Genomic DNA, 13,141 nt, shown 5'->3' with positions numbered 1-13,141 from the left:
GGGTCCCCCCAGGTATAGGAAGCTCTCCCCCCGTCCGGCGCGCCGCGCACGGGGGGAGAGCTTCCTATACCTCGTCAGTCGAGGTCGCCAGGACCGGGGGTCTCCGGGGTGTTGGACGGCGCGGCGGCGGGGACGTCGAGGTGCTCCAGCAGCGCCACCACGAACTCCTGCGGGCGCTCCACGTGCGGGGAGTGCCCGACGCCGGGCAGCACGACCTCCCGGTAGGCGCCGCCCGAGGCCGCGTACCGGTCGAGCACCGCCCGCGTCTGCGTGACCATCGGCTGCGGCGGGCACACCTCCTGGCCCGGCCAGCCGGGCACCGCCCCGAGCGCGCCGAGCTGCGCCAGGTCGAACACCGACGCGTCGGAGACGATCGCGTCGGCGTCCCCGCGGATCCACAGCACCGGGGGCTTGTCGGCCAGGTCGACGATCCCGCTGAGGTCGAAGACCGTCGGCGCCATCGTGTTGAGCACCCCGCGGCTGCCCGGGGCCACGCCCGGCCAGGTGGCGCTCGTGGCCGGGTCGCCGGGGTAGTGCTCCTCGCCGGTGCGGGTGCTCAGCATCGAGGCGACGAACACGTCCTCCAGCTGCGGGTCCAGCGGCAGGGACCCCGGCGCCACGTAGAAGGCCCGCAGGATCGACCGGGGGCTGGTCGGCTCGTCGGCGCCGGTGTCCCCCGCGGCGATGGCGGCGACGAACGCGGGGTTGGCCGCGCCCGCGCCCGCGCCGGCGCCGTCCTCGGCCAGCCGCCGTCCCTCCGGCCCGGCGGTGCCGCCGAAGCCGTACGGCGAGATGGGGGCGACCAGGACGACGGACGCCACCCGCTGCGGGGCGTCGAGCAGGTACTGCAGCACCACGCCGGCACCCATGCTCCAGCCGACGAGGTGCACCCGCTGCAGGCCGAGCGTCTCCACCAGGGCGGCGAGGTCGTCGGCCCAGTCGCGCACGCCGCGCCGGGCGTCGATGGGCAGCGGGTCGGTGTCGCCGTAGCCGCGCAGGTCGACGGCGAACGGCCGCACCCGCCCGGTCTCGGCGAGGGCCAGCAGCGGCTGCTGCCAGAACAACCCGCTGCTGACGTTCCCGTGCACGAACAGCACCGCCTCGCCGGGGCCGGCGGGGTCCACGCCGTCGGGGTGCAGCACGTGCTGCGTCAGGCGCGGGGTGGGGACCCGGGTGCTGGTGATGCCGGGCAGCAGGACGTCGCTCATCGGTCTCCTCGAGGTGGCGGGCGCAGGCACCCTAGCGACGGACACCTCTCCGCGGCACCACGGAACTCCCAGCCCGCGCCCTTACAGTCGACGGCGATGCCCAGCGGACGGAGTGCGACCACGGCCCGCCCGGTCCGCAGGACGACGTCGGCGCGCCGCCGCCCGAGCAGCAACCGCCGTCCCGCGCGCCGTCCGTCGCCGACCCGCCGCCCCCCGGCCGGCCGCCGGCAGACGGTGGCCTCGTGGGGCTGGCTGGCCGTGGTCGTCGCCGTCGTCCTGCTCGTGGCGCTGACGCTCTCCGACGGCCCCGACCCGGAGGACGTCCCGCTGACGACCGCGGAGTGCACCCTGCCGGCCACCCGCGTCGCGCTGACCGGCGAGCAGATCGGCAACGCCCGGACGATCGCGCAGGTCGCCCGCGACCGCGGCCTCCCCGAGCGGGCGGTCGTCATCGCGCTGGCCACGGCGATGCAGGAGTCGGGCCTGCGCAACCTCGACTACGGCGACCGCGACTCCCTCGGCCTGTTCCAGCAGCGCCCGTCGCAGGGCTGGGGCACGCCGGAGCAGGTGCAGGACCCCGTCTACGCGGCCGGGAAGTTCTACGACGGCCTGGTCCGGGTGCCCAACTGGCAGACCGGGGAGCTGACCCTCGTGGCGGACGCCGTGCAGCGCAGCGCGTTCCCGCTCGCCTACGGCAAGTGGGCGTCCCTGGCCGAAGAACTCACCATGGCGACGGCGAGCGATGACCTGAACTGCTACTGAACCGCCGCCGTATCCAGGGCCGGGTGCTCCCGCTCGCGTCGGAAACCGTGCCCACCCGGGCCAGGCGGGACGACGGGACGCTCAGGCGCCGAGGCGCTCCACGGCGGTGGCGACCCGCTCGTCGGCGGCGGTGAGCGCCAGGCGGACGTGCCGGGTGCCGGCCGGGCCGTAGAAGGAACCCGGAGCGGCGACGATGCCCAGCCCGGCGAGCCAGTCGATCGTCGTCCAGCAGTCCTCGTCGCGGGTGACCCACAGGTAGAGGCCGGCCTCGGAGTGGTCGATGCGGGCACCGGCCGCCCGGACCGCCGGGGCCAGCGCCGCCCGCCGGGCCCCGTACCGCTCCCGCTGCGCCTCGACGTGCGCGTCGTCGGCCAGGCCGGCGACCATCGCGGCCTGCACCGGCCCGGGTACCAGCAGGCCGAGGTGGCGGCGCACCTCCCAGACCTGGCGGACCAGCTCCGGGTCACCCGAGAGCAGGCCGGCCCGGTACCCCGCGGCCGTGGACTGCTTGGACAGCGAGTGCACGGCCAGCAGGCCGGCGTGGTCCTCGCCGGCGATCGCCGGGTGCAGGATCGAGCGGGGCGTCACGTCCCAGCCCAGGGTCACGTAGCACTCGTCGGCCACGACCGGGACGCCGTGCGCCCGGCCCCAGGCCACCCACGCCCGCAGCTGGTCGTCGGAGAGCACCCGGCCGTGCGGGTTGCCCGGGGAGTTGAGCCAGGCGAGCACGACGCCGGTGGCGTCGGCCGGCGGCGTGTCGGTGCGCCGCACGCCGAGCCCGGCCAGCACGGCCCCCACCTCGTAGGTGGGGTAGGCGACCTCGGGGACGACGACGGTGCCGCCGCCGCGCAGCCCCAGCATCGTGGGCAGCAGCGCGACCAGCTCCTTGGAGCCAATCGTGGGGATCACCGACGGAGCAGTGCCCAGCGGGTCGGCCAGCCGGACGCCGAGCCGCCGCTGCAGCCAGCCGGCCGCGGCGGTGCGCAGGTCGGCGGTGCCCAGCGCCGTCGGGTAGCCGGGGGCGTTGCCGGCCGCGGCGAGGGCGTGCACCAGCACCTCGGGGGTGTCGTCGACGGGCGTCCCGATGGAGAGGTCGACGACGCCCCCGGGGTGCCGGGCCGCCTTCGCTCGCGCGCCGGCCAGGGAGTCCCAGGGGAAGTCGGGCAGCACCCCGGCGGCCGCCCCGCTGACGGTCGTCGTCAGTGCCCTTCCGCCTGCGGCGGCAGCGCGGCGACCAGCGGGTGGTCCCTGCCGATCTTGCCGGTCTTCGCCGCACCACCCGGGCTGCCGAGGTCGGTGAAGAACTCCACGTTGGCGTTGTAGAAGTCCTTCCACTTGTCCGGGACGTCGTCCTCGTAGTAGATGGCCTCCACCGGGCACACCGGCTCGCAGGCGCCGCAGTCCACACACTCGTCGGGGTGGATGTACAGCATCCGGTCGCCCTCGTAGATGCAGTCCACCGGGCACTCGTCGATGCACGCCTTGTCCAGGACGTCGACGCAGGCCTGGGTGATGACGTAGGTCACTCTGGTTCCCTCCTGGGGACGCGCGGCCTCGGGCACTGGTGTCCGGACCAGGCCGGTCCTCACCGTGCTCGGTCTTCTCCGGTGCTCAGTATGGCGCGTCGTCCGTGCCCGGGGCGCGACGGGTCGCCCCGGGACCCGCGCGGGCACCGCCGGGCGACACCCCGCAGGATCGCGACATGGGACAGAGCCGCGCACCCCTGGACGTCGCCGACCTGGAACGGCTCGCCGCACGGGGCTGGCGCGGCTCCGAGGAGGCGCCGCTCGGGGACTGGCTGCTGCGGGCCGGCGGGGGGTTCACCGGGCGGGCCAACTCCGCCCTCGTGGTGGGCGACCCGGGGGTCCCGCTGGACGAGGCGGTGGGCGCCGTCGCGGACTGGTACCGCGACCGGGGCCTGCGCCCGTGCGCCCAGCTGCCCGGGCGCCAGGCGCGCACCGCCGACGCCGCGTTCGCCGCCGCCGGCTGGGAGCGCGACGAGGACGTCCTCGTCCTCACCGCCCCGCTGGCCGCGCCCGCACCCGACGGCGCGGTCCCGGTGGAGCTCGCGGCCGAGCCGGACGACGCATGGCTGGCCGGCTACCACCACCGCGGCCGCCCGCTGCCCCCCACCGCCCGCGATGTGCTGACCAACGCCGAGGACGTCGTCTTCGCCTCGGTGCGGCTGGAGCCGGAGCCCGCGCCGCTGGCCGCCGTCGCGCGCGGCGTGGTCACCGGCGACTGGCTCGGGGTCGCCGCGGTCACCGTCGTCGAGGCCCACCGCCGGACCGGCCTGGCGACCGCCGTCATGGCCGCGGTGCAGCGCTGGGGTGCCGACCGCGGGGCGCGGTGGGTGTACCTGCAGGTGACGTCGTCGAACGAGCCGGCCCGGGCGCTCTACCGCCGCGCCGGGTTCATCGAGCACCACCGCTACCACTACCGGTACGCGGCCGGCTGACCGGCGCGGCCATCACCCGGCCCACGGCGAAGGCGGCGGCGACCACCCCGCACAGCAGGAAGGCCAGGCTGACGAACCCGGAGGCACCGCCGCCGGTGACGACCAGGTCCCCCTCCGGGCGGCGGATGCTGCCCCCGACGGCGATCACCAGCCAGACCAGCGCCGGCAGCGCCGCCGCGATCCGCGACCCGGTGAGCCGGGCGGCCAGCGACACCAGCAGCAGGTTGCCCACCACCGCCGCGGCCACCGAGACCGGGACGAGGACGCCGAACACCCGCAGCGGCAGCCAGAACACCTCGACCAGCGCCAGCTCCACCGCTGCCACGACGACCAGCAGCCCCGCCCCGGCCCGCGCCCAGGGGCTGCGGGTCATCCGGCCAGGCCGGCGAAGAGGTCGTCCTCCCAGCCGTTGGGCGCGGCACCGGCCGGCCCGCGCTCGCCCCGGACCAGGCGGTAGTACTCGATCCCGAGCACCTCCAGGCCGAGGTTGTTCGAGAGCGCGAAGAACGGCCCGTCGACGGTGATCTGCGTGCTGTGCGCGCGCATGGCGGCGTCCTTGCGGCCGGCGTGCGCCCGGCCGTCGACCGCGGCGGTCACCAGCTCGTCGGGGACGGCGAACGACACCTCCTCGACGTCGCCCAGCCCCTCGAACGGGGAGTCCTCCCCCAGGGCGGCCATCGCCTCGATGCCCTCCCGCAGGACCGAGCGGGGCATGCAGCACCAGTACACCTTGGCGACGTCCCAGGCCGGCCCGAGGTCGGGGCGGTAGCCCGGGTCGGCGGCGCGCTCGACGGCGGCCATCGCCACCCGGTGGGCCTGGATGTGGTCGGGGTGGCCGTAGCCGCCGTTCTCGTCGTAGGTGACGACGACCTGCGGCCGGACCTCGCGGACGACGGCGACCGCGTGCGCCACCGCCTCGTCCAGGTCGGCGTTCCAGAAGGCGCGCGGCTTGGCGTTGGCCGGGGTGCCCATCATCCCGGAGTCCCGGTAGCGGCCGGGGCCGCCCAGGAAGCGCCAGTCGGCGACCCCGAGGGCGTCCATGGCCCCCTGCAGCTCACCGATCCGGTAGCCACCGAGCTGGTCGGCGGCGTCGGCGGCGAGCAGCTCCAGCTCGGGCACGAGGACCTCGCCCTCCTCGCCCAGCGTGCAGGTGAGCAGGGTGACCGACGCCCCCTCGGCGGCGTAGCGCGCCATCGTCGCGCCGTTGTTGATCGTCTCGTCGTCGGGGTGGGCGTGCACGAGCAGCAGGCGTCGGTCGGCGGTCACGGGGGCATTCTCTCCGGGGGCTCTGACAGGGCAGCGGGCACGGCACCGGGACCGCTGCGGGCGGCCCCGGCGCCGTGCCCGCCGGGCTGGCTCTACTCGGCGTCGACGGGGACGACCATGCGGGCCTCGGCGAAGTGACACGCCGACGGGTGGCCCTGGCCGCGGTCGACCAGCGCCGGGGCCTCCTCGGCGCAGATGTCCTGCGCCTTCCAGCAGCGGGTGCGGAACCGGCAGCCCGAGGGCGGGTTCGCCGGGCTGGGCACGTCGCCCTGCAGGAGGATGCGGTCCTTCTGACCCCGCAGCGCCGGCTCGTGCAGCGGCACCGACGACAGCAGCGCCTGGGTGTAGGGGTGCGACGGCGCGGTGTAGACCTGCTCGTCGGTGCCCTGCTCCACGACGCTGCCCAGGTACATCACGGCGACCCGGTCGGAGATGTGCCGCACCACCGACAGGTCGTGGGCGATGAACAGGTAGGCCAGCCCGAATTCGTCCTGCAGGTCCTCCAGCAGGTTGACCACCTGCGCCTGCACCGAGACGTCGAGGGCCGACACCGGCTCGTCGCAGATGATGACCTCGGGCCGCAGCGCCAGGGCCCGCGCGATCCCGATGCGCTGCCGCTGGCCGCCGGAGAACTGGTGCGGGTAGCGGTTGACGTAGTCGGGGTTGAGGCCGACGCGGTCGAGCAGCTCCTGGGTGCGCTGCAGCCGGCCCTTCTTGGGGGCGACGTCGGCGTGCACCGCCCAGCCCTCGGCGACGATGTCGCCGACGGTCATCCGCGGGTTCAGCGACGAGTACGGGTCCTGGAAGATGATCTGGACCTCGCGCCGGTACTCCTTGAGCTCGCGGCTGCCCATCCGGGACACGTCGCGGCCCTTGTAGAGGATCGACCCCGACGTCGGCTTCTCGAGCGCGACGAGCAGCTTCGACACCGTGGACTTGCCGCAGCCGGACTCGCCGACCAGGCCCAGGGTCTCCCCGCGGCGCATGGTCAGGTTGACGCCGTCCACGGCGCGGACGTGCCCGACGGTGCGCTTGAAGACGACGCCCTGGGTGAGCGGGAAGTGCTTCTTCAGGTCGCGGATCTCGAGCAGGGTCTCGCCGGTCGTGTCGTGCGGGACCGCCGTGGCCCCGGCCGGGTCGTCGGACCGCCTCCTCTGGCCTGCCTCCGCGCCCCGGTCCGCTCCTCGCTCGTTCCTCGCTGCGATGCTCCCGGAGCTGTCCTCAGACACCCAGCACCTCCTCGCTGTAGTGGCAGGCCGCCTCGCGCCCGGGCACGACCAGGCGCAGCGGCGGGACGTCGGTCGCGCACTCCCGGCCCGGTGCGGCCGCGGCCCCCAGCCGCCGGCGTGAGCAGCGCGGGTGGAAGGGGCAGCCGCTGGGGATGGCGGCCAGGTTCGGCGGCTGCCCGACGATGGGCTGCAGTCGCCCGCCCTTGGCCTCCACCTGCGGAACGGAGCTCATGAGCCCGTCGGTGTAGGGGTGCGCCGGGTTGCCGAAGACGTCGTCCACGGTGCCGCGCTCGACGATCCGGCCGGCGTACATGACCGCGACGTTGTCGGCGACCTCGTTGACGACGCCGAGGTCGTGGGTGATGAGGATGAGCCCCATCCCGGTGTCGCGCTGCAGGTCCTTGAGCAGGTCCATGACCTGCGCCTGCACGGTGACGTCGAGGGCGGTGGTGGGCTCGTCGGCGATGAGCACCCGCGGGTCCAGCGCGATCGCCATCGCGATCATGACGCGCTGGCGCATGCCGCCGGAGAACTGGTGCGGGTAGTCGTTGACCCGCGCGGCCGCGCCCGGGATGCGCACCCGGTCCATCAGCTCGACGGCCTTCTGCTTGGCCTCCTTGCGGGAGGTGCCGCGGTGCGCGCGGAACATCTCGCCGATCTGGAAGCCGACGCTGTAGACGGGGTTCAGCGACGACAGCGCGTCCTGGAAGATCATCGAGATCCCCGGACCGCGGACCTTCCGCTGCTCCTCCTCCGGCTGCTCCAGCAGGTTGCGGCCCTCGAAGAAGATGCCGCCGCCGGTGATCACCGCTGGCGGGCTGTCGAGGATGCCCATGATCGCCTGGGCGGAGACCGACTTGCCGGAGCCGGACTCCCCCAGGATCGCGAGCGTCTCCCCCTCGGCCAGCGTGTAGCTCACGCCGTTGACGGCGTTCACCACGCCCGACCGGGTGCGGAACTCCACGTGCAGGTCGTCGACCTCGAGGACCGGGGTGCCGGCGCCCGGCGCCGGGCGGGTGGCCTTGGACAGGTCGGGACGGGTCATGCGCGCTGCCTCGGGTCGAGGGCGTCCCGGAGGGCGTCGCCCATCATGATGAAGGCCATCACGGTCAGGGTCAGGATGATGCTGGGGAACAGCACGAGGTGCGGCGCGCTGCGCAGCAGCGACTGACCGGACTCGATCTGCAGGCCCCACGAGATCGCCGGGCGCTGCAGCCCGACCCCGAGGAAGGTCAGCGTCGCCTCGGCGGCGATGAGGACGCCGATCGTGATGGTCGTGTAGACCAGCACCGGCGCGACCGCGTTGGGCAGGATGTGCCGGACCAGGATGCGCCCGCTGGAGGCGCCCATCGCCCGCGCCGAGGCCACGTAGTCCGAGCTCTTCACCGCGATCACCTGCGACCGCACCAGCCGCATCGCGGTCATCCAGCCGAAGGCGGCCAGGGCGATGGCCACCGCGACCACCCCGCGGCCGAGGACCCCGCTGCGGAGCACGACGAGGGCACCCAGCACCAGCGGCAGCGCGTAGAAGATGTCGGTGATCCGGGACAGCAGGCTGTCGGTGAGCCCGCCGAAGAAGCCGGAGACCGCCCCGACGACCACGCCCATCACCAGGATCACCAGCACCGCCAGCACGCCGATGACCAGCGAGTTCCGCGCTCCGTAGACGACGTTCGCCAGGTAGTCGCAGCCCTGCTGGTCGAAGCCGAACCAGTGCTCGGCCGACGGCTTCTGGTTGCTGTTGGACAGGCTGCAGGACCGCGGGTCGGCGCCCCGCGCGAACAGCTGCGGGAAGATCGCCATCAGCAGGAACAGCAGCCCGAGGACGGCGCCGATCCAGAACAGCGGGTTGCGCTTGAGCTCGCCCCAGGCGTCGCTCCACAGGCTGTTCTGCCGGGCCTCCGTGACGTCGACCGAGGGGCTGGCGAGCCCCGTCGTCGTCCCGGCCTCGACCTCGTCGTGGCGCAGGTCGGCCTGCTGCTGGTCAGTCATAGCGGATCCTCGGGTCGAGGACGGCGTAGAGCACGTCGACCACCAGGTTGAAGAAGATGAAGAAGAACACCATCAGCGTCACGATCCCGACGACGACCGCGCCCTCCTGCTGCCGGACGGCGTCGAAGATCGCCCGCCCGATCCCGGGCAGGTTGAACACCGACTCGGTGACGATCGCGCCGCCCATGAGGCTGCCGATGTCGGCGCCGATGAAGGTGATCACGGGGATCAGGCTGTTGCGCAGCGTGTGCCGCACGATGATCGTGCGCCGGGGCAGGCCCTTGGCCTTCGCCGTCCGCACGTAGTCGGCGCGCATGTTCTCCGCGACGCTGGTGCGGGTCAGGCGGGCGACGTAGGCCAGCGAGCCCGCGGCGAGCACCAGGCCCGGCAGCAGGAAGCTGTACCAGCCCTCGCCGATGCCGGAGATGGGGAACCAGCCGAACTGGAGCCCGAAGAGGAACTGCGCCACGAAGGCGAGCACCAGGATCGGCACGGACACCACGAGGGTGCTGGAGACCAGCACCAGGTTGTCCAGGAAGCCGTTGCGCCGGATCCCGGCGAGGACGCCGGCGATGATGCCGATGACGGCCTCGATGGCGATGGCCACGACGGTCAGCCGCACGGTGACCGGCAGCCGCTGCTGGATGGTGTCGAGAACCTCGCGACCGCGGAAGTCGGTGCCGAAGTCGCCCTGGAAGAGGTCACCGACGTACTTGGCGTACTGGATCACGAGGGGGTCGTCGAGGTTGTAGTCGTCGCGCAGCTGCGCCACGACGGCGGGGGCGAGCGGGCGGTCCCCGCCCAGGGCCCGGATGGGGTCGCCCGGCAGGGCGTACACCATCGCGAAGATCAGGAAGGACGCGCCGATCAGGACCGGGATGGTGAGCAACAACCGGCGCGCGACGTAGCGGCCCATGTCCCCCCTCGATTGTGTGCGCCGCCGCGCTCGGGCGGCGCCGGTCTCATCGTGCCCGGTGCGGGGCACGCGCGCCGCCGGGGGCGACCGTCCTCATCGGACGGGCGCCCCCGGCGGGTGGTGCGGGTCCTTGCTGGGATCAGCCGACGACGGTGACGGCGGCGGTGTCGACGCGGTTGAAGGCGTCGATGACCACGTTGTCGACGTTCTCGGAGTGCCCGGCCTGGTTGACCCGGTAGAACAGCGGCGTGGACGGCATGTCCCGGATCAGGATGTCCTCCGCTGCCTGGTACGCGGCGATCGCGTCCTCGTTGTTCGCGGCGGAGTTGCCCTGCGCCAGGAGCGCGTCGAACTCGGGGTTGTTGTAGAAGGTGTAGTTCGACCCGGCCGGGGGCGTGGCCGCCGTGGAGTACAGCGGGCCGAGGAAGTTCTCGGCCACGGGGTAGTCCATGATCCACGCGTCGCGGAACGGACCGGTCATGCCCTTGGCGTCCTTCAGCGGGAGGAACTCGGACTGCTGCAGCTCGCCGCGCAGCGTGTACTCGATCCCGAGGTTCTCGCGGAACTGGTTGCCGATGGCCTCCACCCAGGCGTCGTGCCCGGCACCGGCGTTGAACCACAGGTCCACCGGCTGGCTCCGGTCGAAGCCGGCCGCGTCGAGCAGGCGGTTGGCCTCCTCGACGTTCAGCTCGCACACGTCGCAGGCGTCCTCGCGGTACCCGTCGACGACCGGGCTGATGAACGACTTGGCCGGGGTCCGGGTGTTCTGGAAGATCGCCTCGGTGATCGCCGCCCGGTCGATGGCCATCGAGAAGGCCCGGCGGACGTTCGGGTCGGCGAACCGCTGGTCGTAGGTCGGGAAGCTGAGCGAGGTGATGTCACCCTGCTCGGTCTCGATGAGCCGGTCACCGAACTCGTCCGCTGCCGACGCCAGGGCGTCCGGCGGGAGCTCGTCGATGATGTCGAGGTTGCCGCCCTGCAGGTCGGTGTAGGCGGTGTCCTGCTCGGCGTAGACCCGGTACTCGACCGAGTCCGCGTTCGCCGGCTGGTCGCCGCCGTACTCGTCGTAGCGCGTGAGCGTGATGCCCTGGCCGGGGACGAAGGGCTCGTCGGCCCGGAACGGGCCGTTGCCGATCGGCTGCTCGCCGAAGCCCTCGGGGTCGTCGAAGAAGGCCTCGGGCAACGGGTAGAAGGCGCTGTAGCCGAGGGTGGTCGGCCACTGGGCGTAGGGCGAGCTCAGGGTGACCTCGAAGGTCAGGTCGTCGACGACGCGCAGACCGCTCATCTCGGTGGCCGCCGGCTGACCGCCGGCCTCGGGGGCCTGCAGGTCGTCGTAGCCGGCGATGTTGGCGAAGAAGTACGAGTTGCCCTGCGCGTTGGGGCTGTACGCCGTGTAGTTCCACGCGTCGACGAAGGACTGCGCGTTGACCGGGGTGCCGTCGTGGAAGGTCCAGCCGTCCCTGAGCGTCACGGTCCAGGTCGTCTGGTCCGGGGACTCGACGGACTCCGCGACACCGGTGAAGGTGGCCTCGCTGGTCTCCGGGTCGTACTGGACCAGTCCGGTGAACAGCGAGTAGAGGACCTGACCGCCCTCGGTCTCGTTGGTGTTCCCGGGGACCAGCGGGTTCTCCGGCTCACCGATGTACATGCTGAAGGTGCCGCCGTCGCCGCCGCTCCCCCCGGAGCCTCCGTCGTCGTCGCCACCGCCACAGGCGGACAGCAGCATCGCGCCGGCCAGGCCGGTCGCGATGAGCGCAGCAGAGCGCTTGCTCAACCTCACGTGCAATGCCTCCCTCGACCCGCGATGCGGGGGGAATGTCGGTTCACCCAGCAGCCAGTGCACCGTCGGCCGGGCAGCTGGGGTCGTGCGGACAGGTACCGGAGTCTGTCGGTACGACGGGCGACCCTAGGCGCGCTCCGCGAAGAGCGTCCACGACCGTCACCGACTTGTGACCTCGGCTCAGGATCTCACGATGTGGAATCACGGTTGCGCCCGGGGTGCCCGGTTCGGCCCGGACGGCTTGCGGCGGGAAGCCGCTCTCGCCGCAACTGTTGCGGCCGGGTGTCGGGGTCGACCGGCCGGGGTACGGAACCCCCTCGCCACCGAGGAGAGGAGCCCGACATGAGCGGCATGGACAAGATGAAGAACAAGGCCGAGGAGCTGTCCGGCAGGGGTAAGGAGGCCGTCGGGGACGCGACGAACGACCCGGACCTCAAGGCCGAGGGCCAGGCCGACCAGGCGTCGGGCAACCTCAAGCAGGCCGGCGAGAAGGTCAAGGACATCTTCAAGTAGTCCGGTCGACTCGTCAGTGCGGACGCTGTCCCCCACGGGACGGCGTCCGCACCCGTTCCCGGTCGTTTGTCACGGAAACCGACGGTTCGGGAGTCAACGGCGGGTGGTCGACACGCCCAGCGCCTCGCCGATCCGGCGGACGACGGCGTCCATGGAGCGCAGGTCCGCCGCCGACAACCGGATGACCGTCCACCCGGCTGCGACGAGTCGACCGAGCCGGGCGTCGTCCTTCACGATCTGCAGGTCGTCGAAGTGGTGCTCCCCGTCGTACTCGACGATCACGCGGTGCGCCGGCCAGGCGAGGTCGACCCGGCCGAGCCACCTGCCGTCGTGCACCACCTCGTACTGGGGCACGGGTGCGGGGAGCCCGGCCTGGGCGCAGGCGACCCGCACCCACGACTCCGGCGGGCTCTCGCTGCGGCCGTCCACGTGGTCGAGTGCGCGCCGCACCCGTCGCAGCCCCCACCGCCCCGCGCTGCGATCCAGGACCTGCCGCAACTGCTCGGCGGTCACGACCCGGGTGGAGAGCATCGCATCCAGCACACCGACCGCCGTGGGCAACGTCTCGAGGACCGCGAGATCCCACGCCGTCCGCAGTGGCGATGTGACGGGCAGGTCGTCGACCGCGAGTCCGACCTCGTGGTCCTGCAGGTCCGTCCGGTGCACGCGCACGCCCGCCGGTCCGGCCCACCGCAGCGGACCCGGGACGACGACGGTGACCGGATCCCCGTAGGAGGGCGCCGGCGCGCCCAGGAGGGCGGCCGCCGACCTCCCGCCCAAGGCCGCTCCGCCCGGCATCAGCAGGGCCGCGGCGCGGCAGCGCAGGAGGTGGTCCCGCGGGAGCGACGGGTCGGCGTACACGCCGTGCAGGACACGGACGTAGGGACCCTCCCGGAGCTGCCGGATCGTCAGTGCGCCCTCCGCGATGGCGTGGGAGCCGACGAACACGCCGTGGAGACCCGTCGATCGCAGCAGCATGCGCGGATGCTGGCCGACGATCGCCGTGGGGAACGCAGT

At 73.2% G+C, this 13,141-nt stretch carries 14 protein-coding genes; 3 read left to right on the top strand and 11 right to left on the bottom strand.

The genetic code is table 11. From position 1 onward, the window contains the following. Window positions 1–74: 74 nt before the first annotated feature. Window positions 75–1,208, bottom strand: coding sequence for an alpha/beta fold hydrolase (locus PGN05_RS12745; protein WP_419752918.1), 1,134 nt, complete (start codon window positions 1,206–1,208; stop codon window positions 75–77). A gap of 96 nt (window positions 1,209–1,304) precedes the next feature. Between PGN05_RS12745 and PGN05_RS12740 the strand changes: the two genes are divergently transcribed. Next, complete coding sequence (locus tag PGN05_RS12740) at window positions 1,305–1,970, top strand: hypothetical protein (RefSeq protein WP_419752917.1); 666 nt, start codon at window positions 1,305–1,307, stop codon at window positions 1,968–1,970. 81 nt (window positions 1,971–2,051) lie between these two features. Here PGN05_RS12740 and dapC read toward each other — a convergent pair whose 3' ends face one another. Further along, window positions 2,052–3,140: a succinyldiaminopimelate transaminase gene (gene dapC, locus PGN05_RS12735; RefSeq protein WP_419752916.1), complete on the bottom strand. Its 1,089-nt coding sequence runs from the start codon at window positions 3,138–3,140 to the stop codon at window positions 2,052–2,054. A 29-nt stretch (window positions 3,141–3,169) separates the two neighbouring features. Then, window positions 3,170–3,496: a ferredoxin gene (gene fdxA / locus PGN05_RS12730; RefSeq protein WP_419752915.1), complete on the bottom strand. Its 327-nt coding sequence runs from the start codon at window positions 3,494–3,496 to the stop codon at window positions 3,170–3,172. A 176-nt stretch (window positions 3,497–3,672) separates the two neighbouring features. Here fdxA and PGN05_RS12725 point away from each other — a divergent pair, with 176 nt between their 5' ends. Further along, a complete protein-coding gene (locus tag PGN05_RS12725) occupies window positions 3,673–4,428 on the top strand; it encodes a GNAT family N-acetyltransferase (protein WP_419752914.1) in 756 nt (251 codons plus the stop codon). Here the strand turns inward: PGN05_RS12725 and PGN05_RS12720 are convergent. The 7 genes from PGN05_RS12720 to PGN05_RS12690 form a co-directional block, all read right to left on the bottom strand. Next, the gene (locus tag PGN05_RS12720) at window positions 4,385–4,801 is read right to left on the bottom strand and encodes a hypothetical protein (protein WP_419752913.1); all 417 of its coding nucleotides are present in this window, start codon (window positions 4,799–4,801) and stop codon (window positions 4,385–4,387) included. The genes PGN05_RS12725 and PGN05_RS12720 overlap by 44 nt on opposite strands. Beyond that, window positions 4,798–5,694 (bottom strand): N-acetyl-1-D-myo-inositol-2-amino-2-deoxy-alpha-D-glucopyranoside deacetylase, encoded by an 897-nt coding sequence (gene mshB / locus PGN05_RS12715; RefSeq protein WP_419752912.1) that lies wholly within the window; start codon window positions 5,692–5,694, stop codon window positions 4,798–4,800. The genes PGN05_RS12720 and mshB overlap by 4 nt, the downstream gene beginning before the upstream one ends. A 92-nt stretch (window positions 5,695–5,786) precedes the next feature. Then, a complete protein-coding gene (locus tag PGN05_RS12710) occupies window positions 5,787–6,785 on the bottom strand; it encodes an ABC transporter ATP-binding protein (RefSeq protein WP_419752952.1) in 999 nt (332 codons plus the stop codon). Window positions 6,786–6,915: 130 nt separating this feature from the next. Beyond that, window positions 6,916–7,968, bottom strand: coding sequence for an ABC transporter ATP-binding protein (locus PGN05_RS12705; RefSeq protein WP_419752911.1), 1,053 nt, complete (start codon window positions 7,966–7,968; stop codon window positions 6,916–6,918). Then, window positions 7,965–8,915: an ABC transporter permease gene (locus PGN05_RS12700; protein WP_419752910.1), complete on the bottom strand. Its 951-nt coding sequence runs from the start codon at window positions 8,913–8,915 to the stop codon at window positions 7,965–7,967. The genes PGN05_RS12705 and PGN05_RS12700 overlap by 4 nt, the downstream gene beginning before the upstream one ends. After that, window positions 8,908–9,831: an ABC transporter permease gene (locus tag PGN05_RS12695; protein WP_419752909.1), complete on the bottom strand. Its 924-nt coding sequence runs from the start codon at window positions 9,829–9,831 to the stop codon at window positions 8,908–8,910. Before PGN05_RS12695 ends, PGN05_RS12700 begins: the two co-directional genes overlap by 8 nt. A 139-nt stretch (window positions 9,832–9,970) precedes the next feature. Next, entirely contained in the window at window positions 9,971–11,611 is a 1,641-nt protein-coding gene (locus PGN05_RS12690; RefSeq protein ID WP_419752908.1) for a peptide ABC transporter substrate-binding protein, read from the bottom strand. Window positions 11,612–11,953: 342 nt separating this feature from the next. On the opposite strand from PGN05_RS12690, the gene PGN05_RS12685 reads away from it, so the two are divergent. Then, window positions 11,954–12,124, top strand: a complete 171-nt coding sequence (locus PGN05_RS12685; protein ID WP_419752907.1) for a CsbD family protein — start codon at window positions 11,954–11,956, stop codon at window positions 12,122–12,124. A gap of 93 nt (window positions 12,125–12,217) precedes the next feature. Here the strand turns inward: PGN05_RS12685 and PGN05_RS12680 are convergent, their stop codons facing one another. After that, window positions 12,218–13,102 (bottom strand): endonuclease domain-containing protein, encoded by an 885-nt coding sequence (locus tag PGN05_RS12680; RefSeq protein WP_419752906.1) that lies wholly within the window; start codon window positions 13,100–13,102, stop codon window positions 12,218–12,220. Window positions 13,103–13,141 lie beyond the last annotated feature (39 nt).

This window comes from Geodermatophilus sp. CPCC 206100 (assembly GCF_048569675.1).
Lineage (GTDB): Bacteria > Actinomycetota > Actinomycetes > Mycobacteriales > Geodermatophilaceae > Geodermatophilus.
Note: the sequence above shows the minus strand (reverse complement) of the source record. Positions and strands in the feature narration are given on the sequence as shown.

Excerpts from the sequence above, each read along its gene's own strand:
- PGN05_RS12685 (WP_419752907.1), top strand. The coding sequence starts at position 11,954 with ATGAGCGGCATGGACAAGATGAAGAACAAGGCCGAGGAGCTGTCCGGC.
- PGN05_RS12680 (WP_419752906.1), bottom strand. The coding sequence starts at position 13,102 with ATGCTGCTGCGATCGACGGGTCTCCACGGCGTGTTCGTCGGCTCCCAC.
- PGN05_RS12705 (WP_419752911.1), bottom strand. The coding sequence starts at position 7,968 with ATGACCCGTCCCGACCTGTCCAAGGCCACCCGCCCGGCGCCGGGCGCC.
- PGN05_RS12740 (WP_419752917.1), top strand. The coding sequence starts at position 1,305 with ATGCCCAGCGGACGGAGTGCGACCACGGCCCGCCCGGTCCGCAGGACG.
- PGN05_RS12695 (WP_419752909.1), bottom strand. The coding sequence starts at position 9,831 with ATGGGCCGCTACGTCGCGCGCCGGTTGTTGCTCACCATCCCGGTCCTG.
- PGN05_RS12745 (WP_419752918.1), bottom strand. The coding sequence starts at position 1,208 with ATGAGCGACGTCCTGCTGCCCGGCATCACCAGCACCCGGGTCCCCACC.
- PGN05_RS12725 (WP_419752914.1), top strand. The coding sequence starts at position 3,673 with ATGGGACAGAGCCGCGCACCCCTGGACGTCGCCGACCTGGAACGGCTC.
- PGN05_RS12700 (WP_419752910.1), bottom strand. The coding sequence starts at position 8,915 with ATGACTGACCAGCAGCAGGCCGACCTGCGCCACGACGAGGTCGAGGCC.
- PGN05_RS12720 (WP_419752913.1), bottom strand. The coding sequence starts at position 4,801 with ATGACCCGCAGCCCCTGGGCGCGGGCCGGGGCGGGGCTGCTGGTCGTC.